We start from the raw sequence: 25593 nt of genomic DNA, 5'->3' as shown, positions 1-25593 counted from the left end.
CTTGGTGGATGCACCACTAAGGCATGTCATTGATGCGCGCCAGCACGTCGGCGAGCCACGCCTGGGGATTGACGTCGTTGAGTTTCGCGGATTATGCCGCATGCGGCATAAGCAGGTGGTGACCAGGCTGTGCATGATGGCGGCTCGCCGGCCGCCCCCGCACGGACGGCGACAGGTGGAAGACACCCTACCCGGTACCGAAGAGCTGACGGACGACCTCACGCTGCGGGCGCCGGCCGCGCGCATCGTCGCCGACTATGTCGTCCATAACACGCTGCCCACCGCGACCTCGGGCCACTCATCGGATACGTGCAGTCTTCCCTGCGGTTGCTCGGTCAGCAACAGTGCGATCACCTGCCTGGAGTGGGGTCGGAAGCAGACGACCCTGCGCCGGCATCTGGCCACTGCCCACGGTCTGACGCCGGACACTTACCGATTCCGCTGGAGCTTGCCCGACAAGCACCCGACGACCGCTCCAGCCTACGCAGCAGCGCGTTCCGAACTCCCCAAGGCGGCGGGGCTTGGGCACAAAGGTGGGCACAGGCGCAAAGCCTGACCTCCCATCACGGGGCGCTGAGAGGTTAAGCGATAGCCCGCGATTGTCGGGAGCGGCGGGACCGATGCAGATTGCGCCCAATAAAGCCGAGCCTGATCGATCGGGGGCTTTGGTGGACTGGGAAGACTCTCCAACTTTATTTGACACCATCCAGCAGAGGGATCTGCCCGTCGCCACCATTGGGCAGCGCAGCCCGTCGGCGCCGACGGCTTTGACTGGCCACTTCGGGAGTAACAGGCACGAACCGCTTGGGGCGTCCTGCTTCGTCGAGATCCTCGTTGTTGACCACCAGGGAGAGTTCGCGCTCGTTGACGACGCGCTCCGCCACGGCCCGCCGGATCTGATCGAGGAAGGACTGCGAGGGAGAGAGGGTGTACTCGACGTCGACGTATTTCCGCCCTTCCTTGATCTCCTCAATTTCAATGCGGTCGAGAGCTCCGATCTGCGTATCGGCAAGCGCTTTCACGACGTCGTGAATCCGCAGCCGCATGTCGCGGAACCGCGACCACTCCGACATCCCAGAGTCACGAATGATGTCGCGGGCGGTGATGTGTACGACCGACTGCGAGGGATCCTGCCTCAGCGTTTCCGCAATGCGCTTGAAGAGCCAGCGCGAGAACGGGTTGCGAATCTTCATCAGGGCTTCATAGGAGATCGAGTGCCAGTCGACCCGGCGGATCGCCTCGCGGAGCATCATGTTGAATTGCACGAAGGTCTCGGCATCGCTGCTCTCGTCATCGAGGATGGAGGCGTCATCGGCATCGTCCACCTCACTGGGACGCTGCCGCAGTCCGAGACCGGCAAAGATGCCCGAGTCCATCATGACCTTGCGGCGCCCACGGCGCTCGATCTGAATCGTGCAGCGCCGCATGACCATCAGCGCTTCCTTGATTTCCGGAATGCTCAGGGTGTGTCGGACGGAGCGCAGTTCCTGCCAGACCTCATACAGCGAGAACCGCAGGATCGCTTCGCCGTTGTCCACCGACAGACGTGACGGATCCGAGGCCAACTTGCGGATCACATCCTCGATGATCTGTTCGCGCTCGCCAGGGTAGGCATCGATCTCCTCCACCACGTGAGCCCCACTGGTGTCGCGAATGAAACGGCCGTCCTTGCTCTTCACACGGCGTTGGATGCGAGCGGGAACGACCGTGAGATGGTAGATCTGTTCAGCAAAGGAGAATTGCCGGTGGATCATCGGAAGCCGGTCATCCTGAGCGGCGGCGTCCCTCGGTTCCAGGCTGTGCGCCGCCTGCCCGTTGGCCTTCGACTCCGGACTGTCGAAAACGTACTTGGGAGCCAGGTCGTACAGCGACACCATGTTGACGTTGTGCCGCCGTCCCGTGGCGGCGTCGATGTGTTCGAACAGCGTGCCTTGGAGGGTCTGCCCCTGCGTCTCTGTACGACGCTGCCTGACGACGATTTGCCCCGACATCCGGTGCCCCTCCGCAATCCTGAACCTCAAACCTATGTCGCTTCCCCTGTCCGGTGCAACGCCATCGCATGCGGAGCGGTAGGTGACAGGCGCAGTTCCGGTTGGCGACAGACGCGCTTGCGGTAGGTCACAGGCGCGTTTGCGCAAACCACAGCCCGGCATAGGGCCGAATCGGACAGCTCGCCTCTTTCAGCAGAAACGGCTTGCCTTCGCATTGTTGGCGTCGACGCGCCAGGACGCCTATCGGGCGTCCCTCGCACCATACACCCTGCAAATGCCACCCTGCGTTAGAACGCGCCTGTGACCTACTGGTTTGGCTCTGGCCGTTGAACGCGCCTGTCACCGACAGGGTTGACCGAGTCGAAGCGCGCCTGTGACCTTCTTGCACGGTTGGGGTTCAAACGCGCCTGTGTCCTACTGCACCAAACCGGGAGCGCGCCTGACACCTACAAGATGCGGCAACGCTGTCGGTCTCAGTGGCGTTTCCATAGGACACAGGCGCGTTTTGATGCTTCCCGAGTCGCTGGCGTAACCGCGCCTGACGCCTTCATGTCCGCGTCCGCCACCTGTAGGAAATGCGCCTGCGGCCTCGGCAAGCGCGCCTGAGACCTACTACGAGCGCGCCTGCTACCTCTCGGTAGGAGACGGGCGCGCTTTGGAGACCCCGGCGCATCTGGGGAATCCTACCCGCAAGACCGCCGGCACCTGCCGGTTCCATAGATTTTGCGGGAGCACCCGATGACCATCACGACCGACATCACCAGCCGCTGGGGCAAGATCCCCGCCTGGTGGCTCGACCACCCCGATCTCGACGCCGACGGGTTCGCCGTCCTGGCGGCGCTCGCCACTTTCGCTGATGAGCAGGGCGTATGCTGGCCATCACAGTCGACACTCGCCGCGAAACTCAAACGGTCGCGCCCGACGATCAACCGAATTCTGCAGCGCCTGGACGACATCGGTTTGGTCAGCATCGAGCACCGCCGCGGCCGCGACGGCTCCCGGTTGTCCTGCCTGTACCGGCTGCGCGTTGAGCGAGAGGAGGCATTGGCCGCAAAGGGCGCGGTTTGCCCTGTTCAGGCAGACGACAGGGATGACTCCCTGGTGGACGCCCCCTGTCCGTCAGCGAGTCAAGAACACCTCCAGTCCGAACAGAATCCAGACTCGCTCGCCTCGGGCGAGCGCGGGCCGATGCGCGACGTGCCTGCCGATTGGATGCCGACTGCCGATGACATGGTCTGGGCCGGGAGCCGCTTCGGCGCCGTCGACCTCGGCCGCCATGTCGAGGGGTTCGTGCTGCGCTGCAAAGCACATGGCTACCGGTACCGCAACATCTCAGCCGCTTGGCGGGCTTGGCTGGCTCAGGATGCGGCGGCCGGAAGGGCACCGGCATGGAAAGCCGCCATGCCTGCCGGAGCCGCTGGCGCGACCGCAGGCAATCCTCGCCAAAGTGCCGCTGAACAGCGAGTCAGCGCCTGGATGGCCGTCGCCGCACGGTTGAAAGGCACCCACCCCAGCTTCCGCTCCTGAGGAGGGTTTGATGTCCGCCGCCGTAATGCCCCTGCCGGACCGTTCGCCGCTGCCTTTCGATCCCGCAATGGCGCCGGCTGAGCGCCACAGGCTCCTCATCGCCGCGTTCCCGGAGACATTGCAGCAGGTCATGGCCTCGGGTCGGCTGGAACAGCGACCGTGTTTCAGTGACAACGGCTTCGAGAGGCTTCAGGAAATCTGGTCACCGCCGCCGACCGTCTCAGCCCGCCAGGCCGGCATGGCACAGCGGGTCCTGAACGACCTGGAAGATTCCGTTCTGGTACCGGCTGAGCCCGATCGCCTGCTCGGCCGTGTGCTGGCGCTGCTGTCCCACTTCCCGGCCAAAGGATTGACGCCCGATGTCGAGCAGTTGGTGGCGATTGACTGGGTGGAGGATCTCGGCGAGTTTCCGGCCTGGGCCATCGATGCGGCCGCGCGCACATGGCGCCGGACGAGGAAGTGGAGGCCAAGCATCGCCGAGATGCGAACGCTGTGCGAGGAGGCCTGTGCCAACGAGCGCGCCATGGCGCAACGGCTTCGACAGATCATCCGTGCGTTCCAGGGCTCCACGCCCAAGATGGGGCTGGCGGAGGGGCGCCGGTTTCCATAACGCGGCTGATTCGGAACGGGCTTAGGCAGCCTAGGTGACCTCAGCAGAAATCCCGATGTTGATGCAAACCAGGTGCTGTCAGCGCGAGATGCCATCAACATCACTCATTCCGCATACGCAATGAGCAAGGCTGCATTGGAGCTGCTGTCGTTGACGGGTGTTGATGCACCAGGACCGTCTCCGCCAAGGCTTGACGGCATGATCGACCGCCGCCTATGAGGAAGAGATGTCGGTTGTCGGAGGGGGATCATGCGCGGCGAGGATATGAAGGCGTTCCGGGAGCGGCGCGGACTGACGCAGCCGGATTTCGCACTTTGGCTGAACGAGCGTTTGCAGCGTCGCTACGACCGCTCCAAGATCAGCCGCTGGGAGAGCAACAGCGAAAAAATTCCGGGGCAGGTCGCGCGCTTTCTCGTTCAAGAGGTGGCCGGCCCGGAAATCAATCATGGTCCGGCGCTGACGCTTGTGTTCGCCAACCGGAAGGGCGGTGTAGGAAAAACGGTGTCGAGCGTCAACGTCGCGGCCGGGCTGGCGCAGCGTGGATATTTGGTGTTGTTCGTCGATTCTGACCCGCAAGCGAACGCCACAATGCACTTCGGCCTCAACCCCATTCACCAGGACAAGATCAACCAGACGCTTTACACGCCGCTGCGCGCGGCGATGCTGGACTCGCCGGGTGCGACCACCCTCGCGGAGAGTACGGTGCAGACCGGCGAGGGCAGCCTTCACGTCGTTCCGTCGGGTATGCGACTTGGTGATGCCGAAACGGAGTTGCTCGGCAAGCCAGGCAGCGACTTCACGTTACGCGAAATCCTGACGGATGCGCGCCGTGTTTATGACTTCATCGTCATCGACACCCCACCCCATTTCGGCGCGCTTACCATCAATGCGCTCACCGCTGGCGACTGCATCGTCGTCCCTTGCCAGACGGAAGCTTTTTCGGTGACAGGAGTGGAGTTCCTGCTGAAGAACATCGACGCCATTCAACGGCGTTCCAACCCGCGCTTATCCGTTATCGGGCTGCTGCCGACGATGTACGATCACCGGCTCGTCCAGGACCGTGCCTCGCTTGAGGACATGCATCGGATTTTCGGCAAGATGTTGCGCATCTTCCCGCCCATGCCTAGGGCGACCGTCTACGCCCAGGCCGCCGCCGCAGGACGCACCGTGGCTGAGGCCCTGCCGGACGCGCCGGGCATGGCGGTGTACGAGGAGGTGGTCGCTGCAGTCGTGGAGAAGCGTAAGCAGATGGTGGAGGCGACCCATGTCGTCGCGTAAGTTTGGCAGGCAAGGGGTGACGGCGGTTCTCGCGTCCGCCGAGGAGGATCGTGTGGCGCAGACCTTCGGCCTCAACAGCCCCACCGACCGACGTGTGGTCGAGGTGCCCCTCGAGCGCATCGTTCCCAATCCTAGTCAGCCGCGGCGGCACTTTGATGCCGAGGAATTGGAAGGCTTGGCCAATTCCATGCGCGAAAAGGGACTGGTCCAGCCGATCGGCATCAAGCCGCTTGATGACGGACGTTTCCAGCTGGTCTACGGCGAACGACGTCTGCGCGCCGCCAAGATCATCGGGCTGGAGAAAATCGTGGCGGTCACCGTGACCGGTGACGACGACGAACTCGCTCTTCTGGAAAACGTCCAGCGCAGCGACCTCGATCCCTTCGAGGAGGCCGATGCTATCGAGCGCTTGCGGCGGAAGTTCGACTACTCCTATGCTGTCCTTGGCCGAGTTCTTGGCAAGAGCAAGTCGGAGATTTCCCGCGCTCTCCTGCTGCTGAAACTGCCGCGGGTGGTGCGCGACGAGTATCATCTGCACAAGCCGACCAAAAAGCAACTTTGGGCCATCGCGGAAATCGAAGATGTCGATGCGCAGGGCCGGATGTGGGACGCTATCAAGTCCGCCATTGGTGGTCCGGCCTTGCTTTCGCCCTCTGCTCCCGAGAGGGACGATAAGGGTAATGACCTCGACCCCGCCGCTCAAGCTGGGGCTCGGGGTGATAATCCGGATGTTGCTCTCAGCGCCCTTCCGAAACGGCTTGCCCGCCGCATCCAGCAGGCGCACGAGGTCCTGAGTGCCCTTCGCTTTGAGCCGAGGCCGTTGTGGAACAGCGATTTGGAGATGCTCAAACAGTTGCGGGATGACCTCAACGCGGTGATCGAAGGGGCGACGAAAGGTTAGCGTTCCACAGTGGAACGCTATTCCCAACAGGGCATAGCGTTCCACTGTGGAACAGCGACAACCTAGCTCCAGAAGTGACCCAACCCGGTCGAACCTGACCGACCGTGGCAAATCTGGCACCAAGTACCACGTGGCCGTCTCGCCCGGCGGCCACGCCGGTGGCGGTAGTCCCTTCGCCCGCCAACGTGCATGACACCAAGTTCGTTCCGGACTTGCTGCGCTTGGCTCAGGTTGTCTGCATCGCTCTCAGCAGGCTGTACGCCGAAACAGGCTATGACAGCGCCGACAAACACTGGTTCTTTTTATGCCATGGGGTTCAGCCACACATCAGTAAGATCGACGAGCCTCACGGCTCTGGGCAGGGAAAAGTCCGCTGCCTCGTCGAGCATGCCCGCACTTGGCTGCAGGCCAACAAACGCCTGGATCGACAACAGGATCGGTTGGGGCGCATTAACTTTGCCTTGCTCACCGCGGCGGCCATTTTCATCATCGCAAATCGCTTACTGACGTCCGAGAACTGTCCCTTAGCGGTGCATCCACCAAATGGCCCGAGAACACTGGACTTTCGCACCTGTTGAGGGGGCATCGGCATCGGTTCGGGAGCCGGACCAGGACGCTTCAACTGCGGGAGTTGAGCGAGGACGAGCGGACGGACGTGTAGGGGGGATCACACGCTCGCACACTCTCGGAGCTGGGCTGGTCCGGCGTGCCCAGATTATCGCACATACCATGAGCGGCCTGAAAGCGGAGCAGAGCGCGACCCGCATGGACCTATGCGGCAACACGGTGCGCTCAGGCTGAACCGCTTCAAGGCATGTGGCCTGGATGGGCTGAAGGAGGATGTGCGCACCAGGTGCCCACCGACCAATTCGGCCGCGCCGCGCCGTCATCGCCGCCTCCCTGACCTGCCCATCCAAGCTGGGCCTGCCCTTTGCAACCTGGACGCTGGATCGCCGGGTCGCCTATCCGAGCGAGCAGGGGGCGCTATGCGCCGCAGTCGGATCAGCGAGATCGTCATCCGAGAAGGCCTGAAGTGGCGCCAGCAGGCGACGTGGTAAGGCGCGTGGGTTGATCTCGACTTCGCCAAAAAAGGGGTATCGACCATCTCTACATGGCGCCACCAGCCACCCAGGCCAGCGGCTCGTTCTACCGGCTGCACCGAAGGCCGATCAGGAAGGCGAATAGGCGGCGGAGTTGCGCCGAGATCCGCAGCAGATCCTATACGCCGCAGTGGTTCAGGCGAAGATGCTCCTTGACGAGCAGAGCGGCAAACAGGCCGGAGGGGCGGCAGGCAGGGCGGACGTACTTGCTCAGACGTAAGGGAAGCGCGCGGCGCGCCACAGCGTGGGCCAGCCGCGCAAAGTACAACAGATGATTCTCCATGATACCCGTCAGATGAGCATCATACCGTTAGACGGCGAAGCTTTCGACACAGCAAGGTGTGGTCAGGTGAGAGCGTTCGGCGTCTCATCCGTTCGCCGATGTCACCCGTCGATAGGAGCCAGGAGGAAATCGAGGTCGTCTGCGGTCAGCAGTTCCTCCGCCGTCTGGCCCCGGTCGTAAACCGCCTCCCCCAGCCGGCGCTTGCGCTCTTGGAGTTGTACCATCCGTTCCTCCACTGTGCCGCTGGTGACCAGCTTGTAGACGAAGACCGGCTTGTCCTGGCCGATGCGGTGGGCGCGGTCGGTCGCCTGATCCTCGACCGCCGGGTTCCACCAGGGATCATAGTGGATCACCGTGTCGGCGGCGGTCAGGTTCAGCCCGGTGCCGCCGGCCTTCAGGCTGATGAGGAATAGCGGCACCTCGCCTGCCTGGAAACGCCGGACTGGGGTCTCGCGGTCCCTTGTGTCACCGGTCAGTTCGACGAAGGGGATGACGAGTCGGTCGAGCTCCGGCCGGATCAGGTCGAACATCGAGGTGAACTGCGAGAACAGCAGGATGCTCCGACCGTCGGCCAGCAGCTCCGGCAGCATCTCCAACAGCCGTTCCAGCTTGGCCGACGCCGCCCCCTTTGCCACCCGCTTGCAGGCGCTTTCGAGCTTCACCAGCCGCGGATCGCAGCAGACCTGCCGCAACTTCAACAGCGCATCAAGGATGGTGATGCGGCTGCGGGCCAGCCCTTTGCGCGCCACCTCGTCACGCACGCGCTGGTCCATGGTCAGGCGGATGGTCTCGTAGAGGTCGCGCTGGCCGCCGCCAGGCTCCACCGCTTCCAGGATTTCGGTCTTGGGCGGCAGTTCCGCCGCCACCTCCTCCTTGGTCCGGCGCAGCAGGAAGGGACGAACGCGGCGGGCCAGCACGCGCTGGCGATCGGCATCGCCGTGCTTTTCAATGGGGGTGCGGAAGGTCCGGCGATAGCCAGTGCGGTCGCCGAACAGCGAGGGCACGCTGACGGCAAACAGCGCCCACAACTCGTCCAGAGTGTTTTCCACCGGCGTACCGGTCAGGCAGAGGCGCTGGCGTGCCTCCAGTGCCTGTGCCGCCTTGCTCGCTTGGCCAATGGGATTCTTGAGATATTGCGATTCATCGAAGATCGCTAGGTGCCATGGCTGGGCCTCCAGCACCGCGCGGTCGCGCGGCAGTAGCGCGTAGGAGGTTACCACCAAGTCGTACTCGGTCAACGAACCCTGCGCCGCCTTGCGCTGGGGCCCGTGCAGGACCAGCGTGCGCAAGCTGGTAGCGAAACGCTGCACCTCCGCGCGCCAGTTGCCGAGCACACTGGTCGGCGCCACCAGCAGGCTGGGGCGGTCAAGCCGGCCAGCCTCCTTTTCCACCAGCAGATGGGCCAGCGCCTGCAAGGTCTTTCCTAACCCCATGTCGTCGGCAAGGATGCCGCCGAAACCGTGGGCGGCGAGGAACTGCAGCCAGTCGAGCCCCGCCTGCTGGTAGGGGCGCAAGGTGGCGTGCAGCCCCTGTGGTGGGGGCACCGTTGGCACGCCGCCCGCTTCGCGCAGGGTCTTGGCCATGCCGCGGACGGCGTCGGCGCCGAGCAGCGGGATGCCGGCAGCCGATGCTGCCTCCTCCAGCGCCGACAGGTCGCCCAGATGGGACCGGCCAATGCGCAGTTCGCCGCCGCCAGGCTGCAGGCCGAACAGCTCCATCAGCACGCCGATCATCGGCGCCACCCGCTCCACCTCCAGCGGGATGTAGCGGGTGGAGCCGATTCGCACGAACATTGTTCCGGAAGGCGCCAACTGCTCCAGCACCGCCGCCAGCCCCGGCGTCCGGCCATCCGTCCTAGCGGCGCCCTCCTCTCCATCGGCATCCTCGTCGTCGAAATACTCATCGTCGAGCAGGTCCGGGTCGATCCGGGCGAGCGCATCAATCACCTCGCGCAGCACCGGCAGCAGATCGATGCGCTCACCGCCAATGTCGACGCCAAGCGACAGGCCAAACCAGTCGATCCCGGAGCCATCCTCAATCTCAAACGCCCAGTCCTTGGGCGCCTCCAGGACCTCGAAGGGGAAATCGGGAGCGATCTCAATGATCCAGCCGGCGGCCCGCAGGTCGGGAAGCACCGAATGGCAGAAGCTCAACCAGATCGACCGTTCATCGAGGTCGTCACCGGGGGCGGCGAACAGCTCGTCGCGGACCGGTGAGGCGCCACCGACGCTGAGCGGCAGTGGCGGGATGGCGAGGCCAGCCTCCACCAGTCGTTTGATCGCCGTCTTCTCCTCTTTCGGCTGAGGCTTGGCGATGACGAGGACACCGTCCTCCATCCATTGCAGCGGCGGTCCTCGCCGTTTCCAATGCAGCCGGGTGCCGGCATAGTCGAAATGGAGGTCGGCGACCGGGAGTTCGGGCATCCCCATCATCCCATAGGCCGAGGGGTACAAGGAGGACAGCCCCGCCGGCCGGGCCATGCTCAGCCGCAGCACCGGCCGCGGCACAATACGGCGATGTTCGGTCCGCGCCGGGGCGTCCGGCAGCACTGGCAGCCGGTCGCCGAGCCGTTCCGCCTCAGCCCGGAAGGCGGCCACCTCGCCCGGCGGTAGCGGCGGGGCCGTCAACAACGCCACGGCGATCTGCGGTGACACCGTCGCGGCCTCGACAGAACCGCAGATGGCGTTTGTGGGATCGACATAGAGCAGCGGCACCGTCGGCAGCACGATGGCCGGCAGCGCTTCGACGGTGTTCGGCTGGAGCGCAATGGTGAAGCGCTGGCGGCCGGCGCCGTCGGTCTGCCAACGCGGCGTTCCGGTCAGGACAGGGCCTGAGCGCAGCGCTCTGCCGCTGCGGAAATCCTGCCAATAGAGCCGGCCAGTGGGCAGCATGCGTTCGATCAGCCAAGGAGCGACGTCGGCCGACAGCAGGAACCCGTGCGGACCGGCTTGTGCGTTGCGCGACACGGCATTCAGCACCGCGTGGTCGGCCGGGGTGACGAACTTCGCCGAATTCAGCGTGCCAAACTGATAGGCATCATAGGCCTTGTCATCGTTGGCGAACTGGCCATCCTTGCGCAAGGTGGCCGAGAGGATACGGAGCAGGAGCCTGCGGTCGCCGGAGGGGGTGTCATCAAGGTGCAGGACAAAGAGCAGCCGTTTACGGACGGTGTCGGCATACTGCTCTGCGGTTTCACGCAGCACCGCCGCCGTCAGCCGCGACAGCAAATCCTTCACCGGAGCCGAGAGCCCGGGTTCCCCAGGCGGCGTCTTGTCCTGAACGGCAACAGCCGACGGCGACGGCAATGACGGGGCGTACCGAGCGGAGGATGGCCGTTCAGACGGTTGGCCGGCGGCGGTGGCGCTGCGCTCTGCCCAGGCCAGCAGCGCTGCGGCGACATGCTTGCAATTGTACCCCACCGGACAGTCGCACACCCCCTCCACCTGCCGCAGCACGCCATTGACGAGTTTCACCGTGATGTCCTGGCCGTAGAGCGCGCGACCCGAGCCCCGGACCATTGACGTCACGGTCCAGCCATCCCCTCGGCGCCGTTGCGCCTCAATGGTCTGGACGCGGCCGTCAGCCCAATAGTGCCGGCCCCGTTCGAGCGAGCCGGCATCGATAAAGCGGCGGAGGTCAGAGGGGGAAAGCACGCGGTACGTCTCCTCGCACGTGTCCAGATGTGGTTGGAACGGACGCCCTGCAATGAAAGAAGGTGGCGCATTATCCGCAGCCAACTCCTCGGTCGCAAGCCGCGTCGGTGCAATATGTGACACTCCCAAATGTGGTTGGGGCCGGGGCAGTGTATAGACGGCACAGAATTGATGGGGGGCCGAATGCGTGAACGAAACCGTAAATACTACCATGCTCCTCAGGGAACTTATGGTGAGGCGGTCGGCGAAGTTTGGGAGGATGGAACCGGAGCGATGTAGGCTGGAAACGGAGAGTATGCGACGCGTGTAAATTACAACCCCTTCACCGGGCAACCCGCACGGTCTCCCTTTGCCCTGATCAAAGCCAAGCCGGATGGCTACAGCGCTCCGAGTGGCATAGCCTTTACCTGAAGTGAGTGACTGCAAACAAACAGGCCTAAGATTAGCTGACCGACGTTGAGGATTTGGTTTTTACTCCTTTAGTTCGTATATCTTTCGCTTTTTATTGAGAGTTTGCCCACTGTTTCACCGTAGCCGTCTGGTTCATCAATGGATTGAAACCACCGCCATGGGGCGGGAAGCTTTCTTGCGACGACATGCGCTCGCATAGGGCGGCGCGTTCTGCTGATCCCGGCCCCTTCTTCCGACAATTAGCGTGTGGTGTCGGTAGGACCGCCTCATCATCGTGGGATGTCATGGCGTGGATCCTTGCAGTCACATGGGCCGACGTATTGGCCATTTCGGTCAGGGAGCCGGTGAGTCAGAGCGGGTTTGCCGCCGGGCCGCCGGGCCGCCGGGCCAGTGGGAGCGGCGCTCGGTCCACGGCGTCCGGTGAGGCCGGCGCCCGGGTCGGGGTGACGTCGAGTACAACGGCGTCGGCGAGCCCCGCCGTACGCGGGCGGCTGACGGCGTCGGCATCGATAGTACGGCCGAGCAGGCGCTCAAGATCACGCCGGGTCACTGGCTGGCGATAGGCGGTGGGGCGCATCGTCCGGGGCACCGAAGGGCGAAGTGAAGATCACCGCCTCAACCCGACTCATCCACTCCCGCCACTGCCGCTCGGGCGGTAAATTGGCCAAGGCCCGGTCGAACGACAGGTTATCGGCGGCTTTTTCGGGAGGCGGTGCCATGGTCCCTTACTTAGAGCCCGTAGAGGTGGGCGGTGGTTCGCCCTGCCAACTCGCGGACGGCATCGAGGGCGACCAGTCGATTGAACCGGCGGCGGGCTGCGCACTCGGGGACGAGGTCGGGCATCCTAGCGATCGCGAAGATGTTACTGGTACCGAGCGTGGCGTGCCCGACTGCGATGGTGGCTGCTTCTACAACAACACCGCGGTCGAAGTTTGGCGCGACTGTGCGACGGTGACGACTTGGCCAACGAACGGTGGTGTCGAGCGGACGATCGTCGAGATCAATGCAGCAACTTTCGCTGAGATCGAGACGATTATGGAGCGGCACAGCTTCGGCGATGCCAACCCTGTCGTCGAGGTGCAGCGGGCCATCGGGCACATGCCTTCCTGACCGGCTGGTGACGAACGCGGGAGGACGTTCGGCCGCGGGCGAGCTGGTGGCTTGAATCCCATTGCGTCATGTGTCACTTTTGAGGCGACAGATGACGGAGAACACCATGGCCGCGGTCGGGTCCGACACTGAACGGGGTGAGACGGGAACCTATCAGCGCGTCATCGACCTGCTCGGTGGTTCGCGGGTATTCAAACGCCCAGTGGTGACGCAACTCGATGCCCATAATGCCATCAAGACTGGCTTGCCTGGTGGCGCGCTGCACCATCTCGTGACCCACTTGCGGGTCCTCACGCCGGCAAGCATCGAGTCCGCCGTGGGGATGAGCGTGCGCACCTATCAGCGCCGCAAGGGGGCACCAGACAAGCCGCTCAGCCCCGAGCAGGGTGGCCGGACCTGGAAGCTGGCCGAGGTTCTGGCCCAGGCCTCCGAGGTCTTCGGCTCCCAGGAGGAGGCCGAGCAGTGGCTGGAGCGTCCGGCCATCGGGCTGGACAACAACCGTCCGCTGGACCTGCTGGACACCCCCACCGGGGTCGAGATGGTCGAGGATTACCTGGGGCGGATGGCTTCCGGGGTCTATACGTGACGCCATTGCCTGCGGCGCTGGGCGGCAGTGAACTCGTCGCGTGGCGTCTCGACCCGGAGCCCTTCCGCACGACCTGGGACAGCGGGGAGGGGGCCTTCCGCTTCGGCGGCCGCTGGAACAGCAAAGGAGTTCGCGCGGTCTACTGCTCTCTCGATCCGGCAACCGCGATCCTCGAGGTTGCGGTCCACAAGGGCTTCAAAGCGCTCGACACCGTCCCGCATGCGCTGACGACCCTGACCATCATCGACCCTGCCGCCGTCCATGTGGTCACACCGGCCGAGGTGTCTAACCCCAACTGGCTTCGTCCCGGCATCCCCAGCTTTGGGCAGCAGCAGTTCGGCGATGCAGTGCTGAGCGCACACAAGTTTGTCCTCATCCCAAGCGCCGTGTCCTCGCACAGCTGGAACCTCTTGTTCGTCGCGTCTCTGGCGGCGGGGGCGTACACGATGCGCTCCCAGGAGCGGTTTGCGCTGGACACGCGGTTGCACCCGCCGCCCACCTGACGAAGAGGCGTCCACCGCTCGCCTCCAGTCTGGCGGTGCACGCACGACCGCCTGGTCAGCCCGTCAACGACAGGGTCGTCAGGGCGTCGCGGAGTCCGTCACCGGCTCTTCAGCAGAAGTTGCACGCGTTCGACGACCCAGTTGGTATCGGCGAGCAGGGTGTCGAGTGCGGCGTAGTCGACCTCCAGGCGCTCCGAGCGGGTGGGCATCACGATCTTCGGCCGTCCCCGCCGGTGTCTGTAGCGGCGCGGCCCGGCGGTTTCGCCGCGAATGCCCTCGGTGCCCAGCAGAGGCCGTACAGGGGTATGGCCCGGCGCTGGCAGTGGCTTGTAAGGGCGATTAAAGCCAAGTTTTCCGCCATGTTGGCAGAGAGTTCTCCCTCGGCGACTGCCAAGATGGAGGCTCGCAGCCACATCGGCCCATCACGGCGTCACCTGCTGAGGAGGATGACCGGTTGGCGCTACTCCGGAGGAGGCGGGTGTCGCCTCCGTCCAGCGGTGCAGCGGGGATCCGCTTATGCTATCATACCTTTAGCGCGAGAAGGCGGAGACCATTGCGATGGCCATTGATCCCGAGGATCCCGGTACGCTCGATTTGCTCGCGGGGATTACCCCGGCGGCCCCGGATGCTCTGCCGACAGTGGCCTCATCCATTGGAGCCGCGTCACATGAAGCCGAGTTAGCGGCGCTGCGGGCCGAAGTCGACCGGCTGACGGTTGAGAATGCGACGTTGCTGGAGCGGACCCGCGTCGCCGAAGCCGAAGCTGTTGCCCTGCGCGCCCGCCTCGCGCGGCGTCACCCACTCTTTCCCGATGACGGTTTGGACGACGGGACCGGGGGACTGCTGCCAACGCCGCAGCCGCGCGGCCTTGCCGACCTTGGCAATCTGCTGTTCACGTTGCGCGGCCGCTGACCCCCGCCCAGCCGAGCCCATTGCATCGCCGCCGGTCTGCAACCGTTGGGCTGTTCACGCAGCTATGCCAAGCCGCTTACGCAGCCCTGTGTCACAGAGAAATGGCTATGAACTGCCCTATCGACCCCTCGATTACATGCTGCGCATGTCCTTGACCCATGGTCGGTTTCTGCCGAAGATTTTCGCTCCGTTACGCCGTCAATGGATCAACGCATCAACGGCTTCGATCCAACCCTTGCGGCGGAAAGGCTTCTTACCGCCTCGCCTGCGATCTTCTCATGGCGTCAGGTAACGGTCGGCCGATGCACATGCGCCATGGCCTATTGGATGAGGCCCGGCCGCTCAGCGACCGGGCGGCAGGAAGCTGAGGTCGCAGGCCCAGACCCGCTCGCCGCCGCGGTCGGCGATGTCGCGCACCACGCCGGCCTTGGCGAGCTGCTCCACCAGTAGATGCACCCCGCGCAGCGACAGGCCGCACCGCCCCTTCAGTTCGCCCGCCACCCGGCTGATGGTGAAGGCCGGACGGTCGTGCAGCCAGTCGAGCACGTCGGGCAGACGCGAGCTGCTGCGCCGCGGCGTGGCGGCCAGCCGCGCCTCCCAGTGCTCCTGCAGCAGGTCGAGGTGAACCGCGCCGGGTTTTCCGGAGGCCGCCGACTTACGTGTCCGGTGGCGACATCGGCATTCCGCCTGTTAAGCCGTGTAGGCGAAGGCGACATTTCAGCCCTCGGATGCGGTTTAACCGGTTCGTGTTCCTCAACCTTCCAGCACTTCAGCCTCGGGGACCATCTTGGCGTAACGGCTTCGCCTCAATCCCCTTGTCCCGCGGGCTACGTCACCCTGCCAGTTGACGGCAGGTCACCGCCGCTTGGGCTCATGCCCTCTTACAGCAGAGGGCAAGGCGTTCATTCAGTTCCTCCTTTCTCTTCAGCATTCCAGACACACGCACCCCGGACCATCCGGGTCGAGGCGCACCGTACGTGAAATCGGCCACCCACAAGGCATTCGGGCGCGACGCCTGGAACTGGCGGTTCACTCGGTCCTGCGGACAGGGCGCTGCCCGGTCGCTGATCGTGGTGCGCACCGCCTTGCCGCGTGTCGCGCCCTTCAGGCCCATCTGCTTCATCAGTCGGGCCACCGTGCAGCGCGCCACGTCGAGGCCCTCCCGCCCCAACTGCCGCCACACTTTCCTCACCCCATAGACCTGGAAGTTCTCAGTCCAGACCCGTCGGATAGCCAAACTCAGCTCCGTGTCGCTTCGCGAACAGGCCGGCGCCTTGGACGGATCAGCCCGTCGGGCGGCATGGGCGTGGTAAGTCGACGGGGCGATCGGCAACACCCTGCAGATCGGCTCGACCCCATGGACAGCACGGTGCACGTCGATGAACGCAATCATTTCTTGAATGGGCGGTCGAGCTCCGCCTGGGCGAAATACGCCGACGCCTTGCGTAGGATCTCGTTCGCCTGGCGCAGTTCCCGAACCTCACGCTCCAGCGCCTTGATCCGCTCCTGCTCGTCCGTTGTCGGACCGGGTCGCTTGCCCTGGTTACGCTCGGCCTGCCGAACCCAGTTCCTCAGCGTCTCGGGATTGCAGCCGATCTTCGCCGCGATCGAACTGATCGCAGCCCACTGCGAGGGGTTCCGTTGCAAAGTTTGACGGCGGATGCGGTGAGCCGCGGTATCGACACCGTCAGGCGACCGCTCCGAACAAGCTCGCGACGAAGGCCGCCTGGGAGGGCATGTCGTTGACGGGAAGGGCGGCGACCTGCCCTTTGCGCACCATCGCCAGGATCTCGTAGCCGGCGAGCGTCCGGCGCGCCGTGTGAAAGCCCTGGAACCCGAGCCCCGGCCGGACCAGCCGTTTGATCCGTCGGTGATCCTGTTCAACAATATTATTGAGGTACTTGACCTGGCGCAGCTTGGTAAAGCGCCACAGCTCGCCGGCCTGCTTCATCGTCTTGGTCGCGCTCGGGTAGGCAGCGTTCTTGTCCACTGTTAGGGTGCGTGGGTTCACCGTGTGCGCCTGCTTCAGCGCCTTGCGGAAGAAGCGCCGGGCGGCGGCCGCATCGCGCTTGGCGCTGAGTAGGAAGTCGATGGTCTGCGGGAGTGTCAGGAATTCCGTGCTTGGCGGAGCGTGTTGAGTATCAGGCGTTCATCGCCTTCGCGAAGCGCTCTCCGAAGATGACGGCCATCTGAGCCTTTGCGGCCGTCCACTCCCGTGGCGGCATCTTCCAGTCTTTCTCGGCGCGGTTCAAGACGAGAAACAGGAGCTTCAGCGCGGCCTCGTCATTGGGGAAATGCCCCCGGGCCCGCACCGCCCGGCGCAGCTTCGAGTTGAGCGCCTCAATAGAATTCGTTGTGTAAAGGATGCGTCGGACCTCGCGGGGAAAGGCAAAGAAGGGGATGACCTCCTGCCACGCCCGCCGCCACGCCTTGCCGATGGCCGCATACTTTTCGCCCCAGGGGCCGTCCTCGAAGGCGCTCAGGGCCACCTCGGCGGCCTTGTCGTCGACGGCATCGTAGACCGTCTTCAGTGCGGCGGCGATGGCCTTGCGGTCCTTCCAGGACGCGAACTCCATGCTATGGCGTAACAGATGAACGATGCAGGTCTGGACAATCGTCTCGGGATAGGCGGCGGCGATCGCCTCGGGAAAGCCCTTCAGCCCGTCGACCACTGCCAGCAGGATGTCCTCCACGCCGCGGTTCTTCAGTTCGTTCAGCACGCGCAGCCAGAACTTGGCGCCTTCGTTCTGCTCAATCCACAGCCCCAGCACCTCCTTGCCGCCGTCGGCGCGCACACCAATGGCAACATGGATGGCCTTGTTGCGCACCAAGCCTTCGTCGCGGATCTTGACCCGGATGGCATCAAGGAACACCAGAGGATAGATCGCCTCCAGGGGCCGGTTCTGCCAGGTCGTCACCTCCTCGATCACCGCGTCCGTTACCGTGGAGATCAGGTCGGCCGACACCTCGATGCCGTAGAGTTCCCGCAGGTGTCCGGTGATTTCCCGCGTCGACATGCCCCGCGCGTACATCGACACGATCTTCTCGTCGAAGCCGGGGAAGCGGCGCTGGTATTTGCCGATCAGCGCCGGATCGAACGTCCCGGTCCGATCGCGCGGGATGGACAGGCCCATCGAGCCACCCTCGGTCAGCACCGTCTTGTGGCCGTAACCGTTGCGGCGGTTGCCGCTCTCGTCACCGGCCAGGTGATGATCCAGCTCCGCCTTCAGGGCTCGCTCCGTCAGCGCCTTTTTCAGCTGGTCGAGCAAGCCGTTCTGATCGAAGGCCGTCTTGGCGTCAGCTCCAGCCAGCAGCTGGTCGAGGATCGCGTCCGGGATAACAGGCTCTTTGCGTCGGGCCATGGCGGGTCTCCTTCCATGTCAGGATAACCCCGCCAAGCACGGAATTCCTGACACTCCCTGGTCTGCCCGTGCGCATCGACGGCGCGGTACAGATACATCCATCGCCCCTTCACCTTCACGTAGGTCTCGTCCACCCGCCAGGAGCCGGTGGTCATCCGCAGGTATGGGCGGATGCGCTTGTCCAGTTCCGGGGCGTAGGCCTGGATCCAGCGGTAGAGCGTCGTGTGATCGACGGCCACACCGCGGTCGGACAGCATCCCCTCCAGATCGCGGTAGCTGATCGGGAACTGCAGATACCAGCGCACCGCCCACAGGATGACCGCTGCCGTGAACTGCCGGCCCTTGAACGGGCTCTTCGTGCTCCGCATCACCGTGTCACCTCAACGCCGAAAGGGCTGGGTTTTACCCGATCTCCGCCCGCCGGCAAACTTTGCAACGGAACCCTCTGGAGGCCGGACACATGACCGCACCCGCCCGCATTGCCAACCGCACCGATTTCCCTTGCACCGCAGCGGTCGTCCACACATGACTCATATCCAGCCTCGCGAGGCAACGGCCCGTTAGAGGCACCTCCGACCCAGCTTAAGCCCGGCCACTCTCTTTACCGGCCAGCCCCCTGAGCAATTACAGGTCAGGCGTCCAGCTTCAACATCACCCGCGACATGCGGGGCGAGGCGCGCCTCGTCGAACGCGCCTTCAACCTTGGACCCTGTGTGCTCGCCGAGGCCGTCCAGTTCATCAGCCAGAAACTCGAACTTCAGGCGGCGTAGCATCGGCGGTGATGTTCGTAACCATCATCTCGCGCCTGCCGGCAAACTTTGCAACAGAGCCGAATGCCGGTCTCACGCAAGCTCGCCTGAAACCCAGGAGATAGCGGGCAGCTTGCTCGCAGTCCGATTTATGCAACAACACCACTTAAAGTGCCTTCCTTGCGTCGATCACCTGGAAATATTCGGAAGGAGCGATCCCAAGCGCGCGCCGGAACATGGCACTGAATGCACTGGGGCTCTCATAGCCGAGGTCCATAGCGACCATTGAGATTGCCGAGCCCTCAGCGAGCATGCGAATGCCACATAGCAATCTGGCCTGCTGACGCCATTTCGAGAATGTCATGCCTGTCTCCAGAGGGAACATCCGCTCCAGTGTACGTTGGCTGGCGCCCGTCTGTTTGCCGAATTCCGACAAGTTGGTGGTACAGCTGGGCTCCTCCAGAATGGCATGGCAGATCCTCAATAGCCTTCGGTCACTGGGCAGGGGCAGATCAAGTGGCAGGACCGGCGCCGGGCGAATTTCGTCCAGAATCAGACTCATAATCCTGTCCTCCCGCCCGCCGTCCGAATAGTCGTTATCGAATTTGACGGCAGCAACGATCAATTCCCGTAAGAGCGGGCTGACCGCCACGACGCAGCAGCCTTTCGGCAAGTTCCGGCAGGCGTCAGGATCGACGTAGACCGTTCGCATTTCAACGCGGCCCGAGGTTTTCATCTCGTGCTCTACGCCGCCGGGTATCCAGACGGCCCGGAGTGAAGGAACCACCCAAGTACCCGCCATGGTCGTCACCGTGATAACGCCGCTGCAACCGAAGATCAGTTGGGAACGGTAATGGCTGTGCATGGGGATCACAAACTGGTCCGGAAGATCCCTGGCCATGGCTGCAACCGCACGGGGAGTGTTCTGGTAGTCGCTCCGGTCTTCGCTTTTGCCGAACATATCCCCTCCTGCTGCAAGAGTTGGCGTGTTTGAGGCATAAATTGGCGAGAGTGCGGGGGCAATGCCCCCGCAGTGTGTGTACTGTATCACTATAAACAAAACATCAAGCTTGGGGAAGTGCCCAATGAACGTCTATCGTAACTTCACGCAAGAACAGCTCGACATGGAATATAATGTCCGCGCTGGTATTCCTGATCATCTTGACATTTTCAACCGTTGGAAAAGCGACAGTGAAGAGTTCCGTGGGTCTGCAAGACTTCATGAGAATCTCCAATATGGTACTGATGCGGCCCAATCCATCGACCTGTTCCTCTCGGCTGAGATAAACGCTCCGATCGTGGTGTTCATCCACGGCGGCTATTGGCAATCCCTCGACAAGTCGGATTTCAGCTATATCGCAAAGCCATATATTGAAGACGGGTTCAATTTCGCTGCGGTTAATTACCGGCTGGCTCCCTCGGTGAGTATGGCCGAAATTGTCTCTGACGTGCAAAACGCCATGCTCTGGCTCTATCGGAATGCCCGGTCCTACCGCTGCGATCCCGAACGGATTTACGTCACCGGAAGCTCTGCCGGCGGCCATTTGACGGCCATGATGATGTCGACCGACTGGCAGAGCCTGTTGGCACCATCCGACCTCGTGAAGGGTGGCTGCGCCTTGAGCGGTCTTTACGACCTGGAGCCGATTCGGCTGTGCTACCTCAACCAAAAGGTTGGCCTGGATCAGCAAAGCGCGCGGGAGTACAGCCCGATCCTCCGCATCCCCGCGGTGGCGCCGCCGCTGCTGATTGCCGTTGGGGGCGACGAATCCAGTGAATTCCACCGCCAGCAGGCCCTCTATGTCCAGGCATGGCGAGAAGCCGGCCTCTTCGTGCAGGAGATCGATCAGCCCGATGGCCACCATTTCGACATGTGCGATCGACTGGGCGACCGCCGCGAACCGCTTTACCAAGCGGTCGTCGGGATGATCCGGGCGCATAGCGCGGCCTGAGGATTCCCTCCCTCTTGTCCGGTCGATAACCGGAAGATGGCGCGCTCCGGGCATTCCTCACCCGGAGCGCGTGGTCGTCCGTCAGTCGGCGAAGGGGTCCGTCATCAGGATGGTGTCGTCGCGTTCCGGGCTGGTCGACAGCAGGGCGACCGGAGCCTGGATCAGCTCCTCGATGTGGCGGACATACTTGACGGCCTGGGCCGGCAGCTCCGCCCAGGAGCGGGCGCCGCGGGTGGTGTCCTTCCAGCCTTCGAAGGTCTCGTAGATCGGCTCGACGCGGGCCTGGGAACCGGAGTTCGACGGGTAATAGTCGATCTCCTTACCGTCCAGCTTGTAGCCGACGCAGACCTTGATCTCGTCGAAGCCGTCCAGCACGTCCAGCTTGGTCAGCGCGATGCCGTCGATACCGCCGGTCTTGACCGCCTGACGGACCATGACGGCGTCGAACCAGCCGCAGCGGCGCTTGCGTCCGGTATTCACGCCGAACTCCTTGCCCTTCTGGCCGATCAGTTCGCCGATCTCGTCGGTCAGCTCGGTCGGGAAGGGGCCGGAGCCGACGCGGGTGGTGTAGGCCTTGCAGATGCCCAGCACATAGCCAACGGCGCGCGGACCCATGCCGCTGCCGGCGGCGGCGTTGCCGGCCACCGTGTTGGATGAGGTGACGTAGGGATAGGTGCCGTGGTCGATGTCCAGCATCGTGCCCTGGGCGCCTTCGAACAGGATGCGCTTGCCGGCGCGGCGCAGCTCGTCCAGCTGCTTCCAGACGACGGCGGCGTAGGGCAGCACCTGCGGCGCGATCTCGCGCAGGGGATCCAGGATGTCGGCCGGGGTCATCTCCGGCGCGCCCAGCGCGCGGAACAGCACGTTGTGGTGAGCCAGCAGGGCGTCGACCTTCTCCACCAGCACGGCGGCGTCGGTCAGGTCGCACAGGCGGATGGCGCGGCGGGCGACCTTGTCCTCATAGGCCGGACCGATGCCGCGGCCGGTGGTGCCGATCTTGCCGGCGCCCTTGGCCTCCTCCCGCACTTGGTCCAACGCGCTATGCACCGGGAGGATCAGCGAAACGTTCTCGGCGACGATTAGGTTTTCCGGCGTGACGGAGACACCCTTGTCCTTGATCGCGTTGATTTCGCGGATGAATGCCCACGGGTCGAAGACGACGCCGTTGCCGATGACCGACAGCTTGCTCTGGCGCACTACGCCGGAGGGCAACAGGTTGAGCTTGTACGTCACGCCCCTGATCACCAGTGTGTGGCCGGCGTTGTGACCGCCCTGAAAGCGCACCACCACATCGGCCCGGCTGGACAGCCAGTCGACGATCTTGCCCTTGCCCTCGTCGCCCCACTGGGCGCCGACAACCACGACGTTGGCCATGGGATTCTCCGTTGTGATGTCAAACCGTTATTGAAGGCTCCGCACCTCCCGGCCGCGGTGCTGCATCGCGACCAGAGGTGCGGTGTCTTTCTCGCCCAGTCGGCACCGGCTGAACGCCGATGCGGATGCCACTTTGCTGTGCACCGCTCTTGCGGCCGAAGCCCGGCGGCCGAATGGGGCCATTTGTATTCAAAGCGACTGAAGCCTTGATTTAGGACTTGAACCGGTTGGGGTCGAAGGCGCCCGGCGGCAGCGATGACAGGGCTGCCGGTGGTGGGAACGGGTACCGCAGATAGGGCGCCTGCGGCTGGCCGGGAGGCGAATATTGACCATCGGCGAGAATGCGCTTCTTCGCGGACATCTGCACGACCTTGCAGCGGAAGGTCGTGATCTGTGCCGGTGCAAAATCATCGATCGGCGTGTAGTCGCGTTCCGGGCGGTATTTCTCCAGCACCTCATATTGCTGGCGCCGCACGGCCTCGAGGTCCTCCGACGGATCGACGTGGCATCGTGCGAGCACGCTGTAATATTCGAAGCTGGTGTTTTGCCCCTTCGGCGCCTTCAGCAGAGCGACCAAATGGTCGACCTCGATGGTCACGTGCGGATTGCTGTGGATCAGTCCGGCCATTCGTCCGAAGCGGGAGCAGTGAAGTAGAAACACCCCGTCAATAAACCGGTAGCTCTGAGCCAAAACATAGGGAAAGGGATCGTCATGGATTGCGATACGGCAGACGACCTGGTCGGCAAGAAATTTCGAAATGGCCTCCCAGTCGTTCCATGCAAGGTCGGAACGCCGCATGCCATTGTCGAAATAGGCCGGTAGGGCAGTGGAGCTGTTCATTCTGCTTCGTCCCGATCAGCGGATGGCGAAGATGCCCTCGACCTCGACGGGGGCATCGAAGGGAAGGCTCTTGACGCCGATGGCGATGCGGGCGTGCTCGCCCCGCTCGCCGAAGGCCGAGGTCATGATCTGCGAGGCGGCGTTGATGATGGTCGGTGCATCTGCAAATCCTTCATCAGCGGCAACGAAACCACCCAGCCGGATGCAGCGTTCGACGCGGGTGAAATCGCCCTGGCAGGCGTGCTTCAACCAAGCCAGGACATTGAGGGCGCACAGTTCAGCGGCCTCCCGCGCCTGATCGACGGAGACGGCACCCGGAACGCGGCCGACGCAGACCGGCTTGCCGTCCCTGACCGGCAATTGGCCGGACACATGAACGATTCCTCCATGTACGACATAAGGTTTAAAGGCTGCCGCAGACATTTGGATGTCGGGCACGTTTCGAAGAAGATCGTGGTTCAAAACCATGTGAAGCCCACCTTGCAGATATAATGAATTGTCGGAGCACGTAACAATGACAGTCCCGCCGCGCCGCCGCGCGCGCGCGGGCGCCATGTTTGCGCGTTCTCTCGCCAATCGGGATGCAAGCCCCGCGACAGCCAAATGGTCGCGCCCTGTCGGAGTGCAGTTTGGCATTCTTGCGACAGAGGTTGGCGCCGGCTCGCGAGCAGGCGCATCAGAAGCCGGATAGTCTCCTGTACGAACAGTTATGGGAGGCCACAATGAACATCTGCGCGAGCGATCGGCTTGAGAGACTGCCGCTTTGTAGTTATCACCGGTTCCTTCTTCTGATCATTGGCCTAGCGTTCTTCTTCGATAATCTTGATCTGGCCATGATGACCTACCTTCTGGGGTCGATAAAGGCGGAGTTCGGGCTTACGACGGCTGAAGCCGGAATGTTAGGGAGTGCCAGTTTCGTCGGCATGGCGATCGGCGCGGTTTGTTCGGGCTTGTTCGCGGGCCGGTTCGGAAGGAAACCGCTCTTTCAAATGAGCATGATCGTGTGGGGCGTGGGAAGTTATCTGTGCTCGACAGCGACGGACCCCCTGACGCTCGGAGTGTACCGGTTCATCCTCGGGATTGGCATGGGGATGGAGTTGCCGCTGGCGCAGACGCTGCTTTCCGAATTCATTCCAGCGAAGCGGCGCGGCAAGTATCTGGCACTCATGGACGGAAACTGGCCGATCGCGTTCATCTGTGCCGGATTGATCTCCTACATGGTGTTGCCGAGCTACGGCTGGCGCACGATGTTCGAAATCGGCGCGGTTCCGGCGCTCTTCCTGTTCGTCATACGGCGTTTCGTGCCGGAGTCCCCCCGGTGGCTGGAATCGCGGGGACGGGCCGCCGAGGCTTCGGCCATCGTGGACGGCATTGAAGGCACCGTAAAGAAGCGACTGAAGCTCACCGTACTGCCCCCGGTGATCGCCAGAACGGCGGGCAGCGCACCGGCATCGATCGGTCTGCGTGATCTGTGGAGCGGCGTCTACCGCCCCCGCCTCCTGACGGCATGCGCATTGTGGTTCTTCGCGCTTCTCGGTTTCTACGGGCTCAGCACTTGGCTCGGCGCGCTTCTGCAGCAATCCGGCTACGACGTGACGAAGTCGGTTCTCTACACGGTCTACATTTCGACCGGTGGTATCCCCGGGTTTCTCTGGGCGGCCTGGGCCGTCGAGCGCTGGGGGCGCAAGCCGACCTGCATCATCACGCTGCTCGGCGGAGCCCTCGCGGTCATGACGTACGGTTACGTCGCTCTGGGGAACCTGGGCATTCCGGCCCTCTTCGCATCCGGTTTCTCAATGCAGTTCTTCCTGTTCGGTATGTGGGCCGTTCTCTACACCTACACGCCGGAACTCTTCCCGACCGGGGCGCGGGCATCCGGTTGCGGCCTGTCTTCCACGGCCGGTCGCATGGGGTCCCTCATCGGCCCGACCACCGTCGGCATCATCCTGCCCGTCGCCGGAACGACTGGGGTGTTCGGGCTGGGCGCGGCTTGCTTCGTCATGGCGGCGCTTGTCATCTACAAATTCGGCATCGAAACCCGCGGTATGTCGCTGGAAGAAATTGCCACACACACGGAAGAGATGAATGTCGAGCCTGCTCTCGCCGGTTCCCGGCAGCAGTCGACCTGATGGCCGCACTGGCCGGTCCTGCACAACCCGGCGGAACTTGGGGGTAATAACAGGGTCGGCGGGGCGCAGTCATGGCCTAATGGCTTTGCCATTCCGGTCAAAGCCATGATTGGCGGGGGAGCGTGCAAACTTGGCGTTCTCCCGCGCGCAGGCACAGGGCGGACCGGGCACAATCGGGCCTGAGTACCGGCGGCGTCATCTCCATGAGCCATGCCGCCGATGTTGCCAGCCGATAGAGAAATTTACTTTGGAATGCTCCAGGCCCGAAGAATGCCTGAATGAGCCTCAAGGAAGTTACTGTCGAAACCCACCCCGAAAGCG

21 protein-coding genes, 3 pseudogenes and 1 other annotated feature are annotated in these 25593 nt (G+C 63.5%); of the genes and pseudogenes, 12 read left to right on the top strand and 12 right to left on the bottom strand.

Going from position 1 to position 25593, the window contains the following annotated elements; all coding sequences use genetic code 11:
- Positions 1-19: 19 nt before the first annotated feature.
- A pseudogene (locus tag M5E06_RS14920) lies at positions 20-162 on the bottom strand (transposase domain-containing protein); the annotation flags it as partial.
- On the opposite strand from M5E06_RS14920, the gene M5E06_RS14915 reads away from it, so the two are divergent.
- Entirely contained in the window at positions 134-556 is a 423-nt protein-coding gene (locus M5E06_RS14915) for a MucR family transcriptional regulator (protein WP_353654331.1), read from the top strand. The pseudogene M5E06_RS14920 and the gene M5E06_RS14915 sit on opposite strands and share 29 nt — an antisense overlap.
- A gap of 136 nt (positions 557-692) precedes the next feature.
- Here M5E06_RS14915 and M5E06_RS14910 read toward each other — a convergent pair whose 3' ends face one another.
- Complete coding sequence (locus M5E06_RS14910; RefSeq protein WP_252138828.1) at positions 693-1991, bottom strand: plasmid replication protein; 1299 nt, start codon at positions 1989-1991, stop codon at positions 693-695.
- Positions 1992-2729: 738 nt separating this feature from the next.
- Here M5E06_RS14910 and M5E06_RS14905 point away from each other — a divergent pair.
- From M5E06_RS14905 to M5E06_RS14885, 5 genes are all read left to right on the top strand, one after another.
- The gene (locus tag M5E06_RS14905; protein ID WP_252138827.1) at positions 2730-3518 is read left to right on the top strand and encodes a helix-turn-helix domain-containing protein; all 789 of its coding nucleotides are present in this window, start codon (positions 2730-2732) and stop codon (positions 3516-3518) included.
- A 10-nt stretch (positions 3519-3528) separates the two neighbouring features.
- The gene (locus M5E06_RS14900; RefSeq protein WP_252138826.1) at positions 3529-4128 is read left to right on the top strand and encodes a hypothetical protein; all 600 of its coding nucleotides are present in this window, start codon (positions 3529-3531) and stop codon (positions 4126-4128) included.
- A 249-nt stretch (positions 4129-4377) separates the two neighbouring features.
- Positions 4378-5406, top strand: a complete 1029-nt coding sequence (locus M5E06_RS14895) for an AAA family ATPase (RefSeq protein WP_252138825.1) — start codon at positions 4378-4380, stop codon at positions 5404-5406.
- Positions 5393-6307 (top strand): ParB/RepB/Spo0J family partition protein, encoded by a 915-nt coding sequence (locus tag M5E06_RS14890; RefSeq protein ID WP_252138824.1) that lies wholly within the window; start codon positions 5393-5395, stop codon positions 6305-6307. Before M5E06_RS14895 ends, M5E06_RS14890 begins: the two co-directional genes overlap by 14 nt.
- Positions 6308-6465: 158 nt before the next feature.
- Positions 6466-6885, top strand: a complete 420-nt coding sequence (locus M5E06_RS14885; RefSeq protein WP_252138823.1) for a transposase — start codon at positions 6466-6468, stop codon at positions 6883-6885.
- Positions 6886-7791: 906 nt separating this feature from the next.
- Here M5E06_RS14885 and M5E06_RS14880 read toward each other — a convergent pair.
- On the bottom strand, positions 7792-11208 hold the full coding sequence (locus M5E06_RS14880; protein WP_252139353.1) for a DEAD/DEAH box helicase: 3417 nt from the start codon (positions 11206-11208) through the stop codon (positions 7792-7794).
- Between the two features lie 1146 nt (positions 11209-12354).
- Between M5E06_RS14880 and M5E06_RS36045 the strand changes: the two genes are divergently transcribed.
- From M5E06_RS36045 to M5E06_RS14860, 4 genes are all read left to right on the top strand, one after another.
- Entirely contained in the window at positions 12355-12864 is a 510-nt protein-coding gene (locus tag M5E06_RS36045) for a hypothetical protein (protein ID WP_252138822.1), read from the top strand.
- Positions 12865-12955: 91 nt separating this feature from the next.
- Positions 12956-13450 (top strand): Xre family toxin-antitoxin system antitoxin, encoded by a 495-nt coding sequence (locus tag M5E06_RS14870; protein ID WP_252138821.1) that lies wholly within the window; start codon positions 12956-12958, stop codon positions 13448-13450.
- Positions 13447-13953: an RES family NAD+ phosphorylase gene (locus tag M5E06_RS14865; RefSeq protein WP_252138820.1), complete on the top strand. Its 507-nt coding sequence runs from the start codon at positions 13447-13449 to the stop codon at positions 13951-13953. Before M5E06_RS14870 ends, M5E06_RS14865 begins: the two co-directional genes overlap by 4 nt.
- Before the next feature lie 558 nt (positions 13954-14511).
- Positions 14512-14865, top strand: a complete 354-nt coding sequence (locus tag M5E06_RS14860; RefSeq protein WP_252138819.1) for a hypothetical protein — start codon at positions 14512-14514, stop codon at positions 14863-14865.
- 342 nt (positions 14866-15207) lie between these two features.
- On the opposite strand, the gene M5E06_RS14855 is transcribed toward M5E06_RS14860, so the two are convergent.
- From M5E06_RS14855 to M5E06_RS14825, 6 genes and pseudogenes are all read right to left on the bottom strand, one after another.
- Entirely contained in the window at positions 15208-15411 is a 204-nt protein-coding gene (locus tag M5E06_RS14855) for a hypothetical protein (protein WP_252138818.1), read from the bottom strand.
- Between the two features lie 427 nt (positions 15412-15838).
- A pseudogene (locus M5E06_RS14850) lies at positions 15839-16527 on the bottom strand (IS3 family transposase); the annotation flags it as partial.
- Positions 16184-16300, bottom strand: a sequence feature (AL1L pseudoknot). It overlaps the preceding pseudogene by 117 nt.
- A gap of 25 nt (positions 16528-16552) precedes the next feature.
- The gene (locus tag M5E06_RS14845) at positions 16553-16957 is read right to left on the bottom strand and encodes a DDE-type integrase/transposase/recombinase (RefSeq protein WP_252139352.1); all 405 of its coding nucleotides are present in this window, start codon (positions 16955-16957) and stop codon (positions 16553-16555) included.
- Positions 16958-17006: 49 nt separating this feature from the next.
- Positions 17007-18227, bottom strand: a complete 1221-nt coding sequence (locus M5E06_RS14840; protein WP_252136767.1) for an IS256 family transposase — start codon at positions 18225-18227, stop codon at positions 17007-17009.
- 59 nt (positions 18228-18286) lie between these two features.
- Positions 18287-18595, bottom strand: a pseudogene (locus tag M5E06_RS14835) (IS6 family transposase); the annotation flags it as partial.
- A 547-nt stretch (positions 18596-19142) separates the two neighbouring features.
- Complete coding sequence (locus tag M5E06_RS14825) at positions 19143-19937, bottom strand: AraC family transcriptional regulator (protein WP_252138817.1); 795 nt, start codon at positions 19935-19937, stop codon at positions 19143-19145.
- A gap of 124 nt (positions 19938-20061) precedes the next feature.
- On the opposite strand from M5E06_RS14825, the gene M5E06_RS14820 reads away from it, so the two are divergent.
- A complete protein-coding gene (locus M5E06_RS14820; RefSeq protein ID WP_252138816.1) occupies positions 20062-20928 on the top strand; it encodes an alpha/beta hydrolase in 867 nt (288 codons plus the stop codon).
- Positions 20929-21009: 81 nt separating this feature from the next.
- On the opposite strand, the gene M5E06_RS14815 is transcribed toward M5E06_RS14820, so the two are convergent.
- The 3 genes from M5E06_RS14815 to M5E06_RS14805 form a co-directional block, all read right to left on the bottom strand.
- A complete protein-coding gene (locus M5E06_RS14815) occupies positions 21010-22302 on the bottom strand; it encodes an adenylosuccinate synthase (protein WP_252138815.1) in 1293 nt (430 codons plus the stop codon).
- Between the two features lie 211 nt (positions 22303-22513).
- Complete coding sequence (locus M5E06_RS14810) at positions 22514-23143, bottom strand: pyridoxamine 5'-phosphate oxidase family protein (protein WP_252138814.1); 630 nt, start codon at positions 23141-23143, stop codon at positions 22514-22516.
- 15 nt (positions 23144-23158) lie between these two features.
- Positions 23159-23611 carry a RidA family protein gene (locus M5E06_RS14805; protein ID WP_252138813.1) on the bottom strand — a complete coding sequence of 151 codons (453 nt, stop codon included), beginning with the start codon at positions 23609-23611 and terminating at the stop codon, positions 23159-23161.
- Between the two features lie 254 nt (positions 23612-23865).
- Between M5E06_RS14805 and M5E06_RS14800 the strand changes: the two genes are divergently transcribed.
- A complete protein-coding gene (locus tag M5E06_RS14800) occupies positions 23866-25272 on the top strand; it encodes an MFS transporter (protein ID WP_252138812.1) in 1407 nt (468 codons plus the stop codon).
- The last annotated feature ends 321 nt before the right edge of the window (positions 25273-25593 follow it).

Source organism: Azospirillum sp. A1-3 (assembly GCF_023806445.1).
Taxonomy (GTDB): Bacteria; Pseudomonadota; Alphaproteobacteria; order Azospirillales; family Azospirillaceae; genus Azospirillum.
This window is presented reverse-complemented; position numbering and strand designations above follow the sequence as displayed.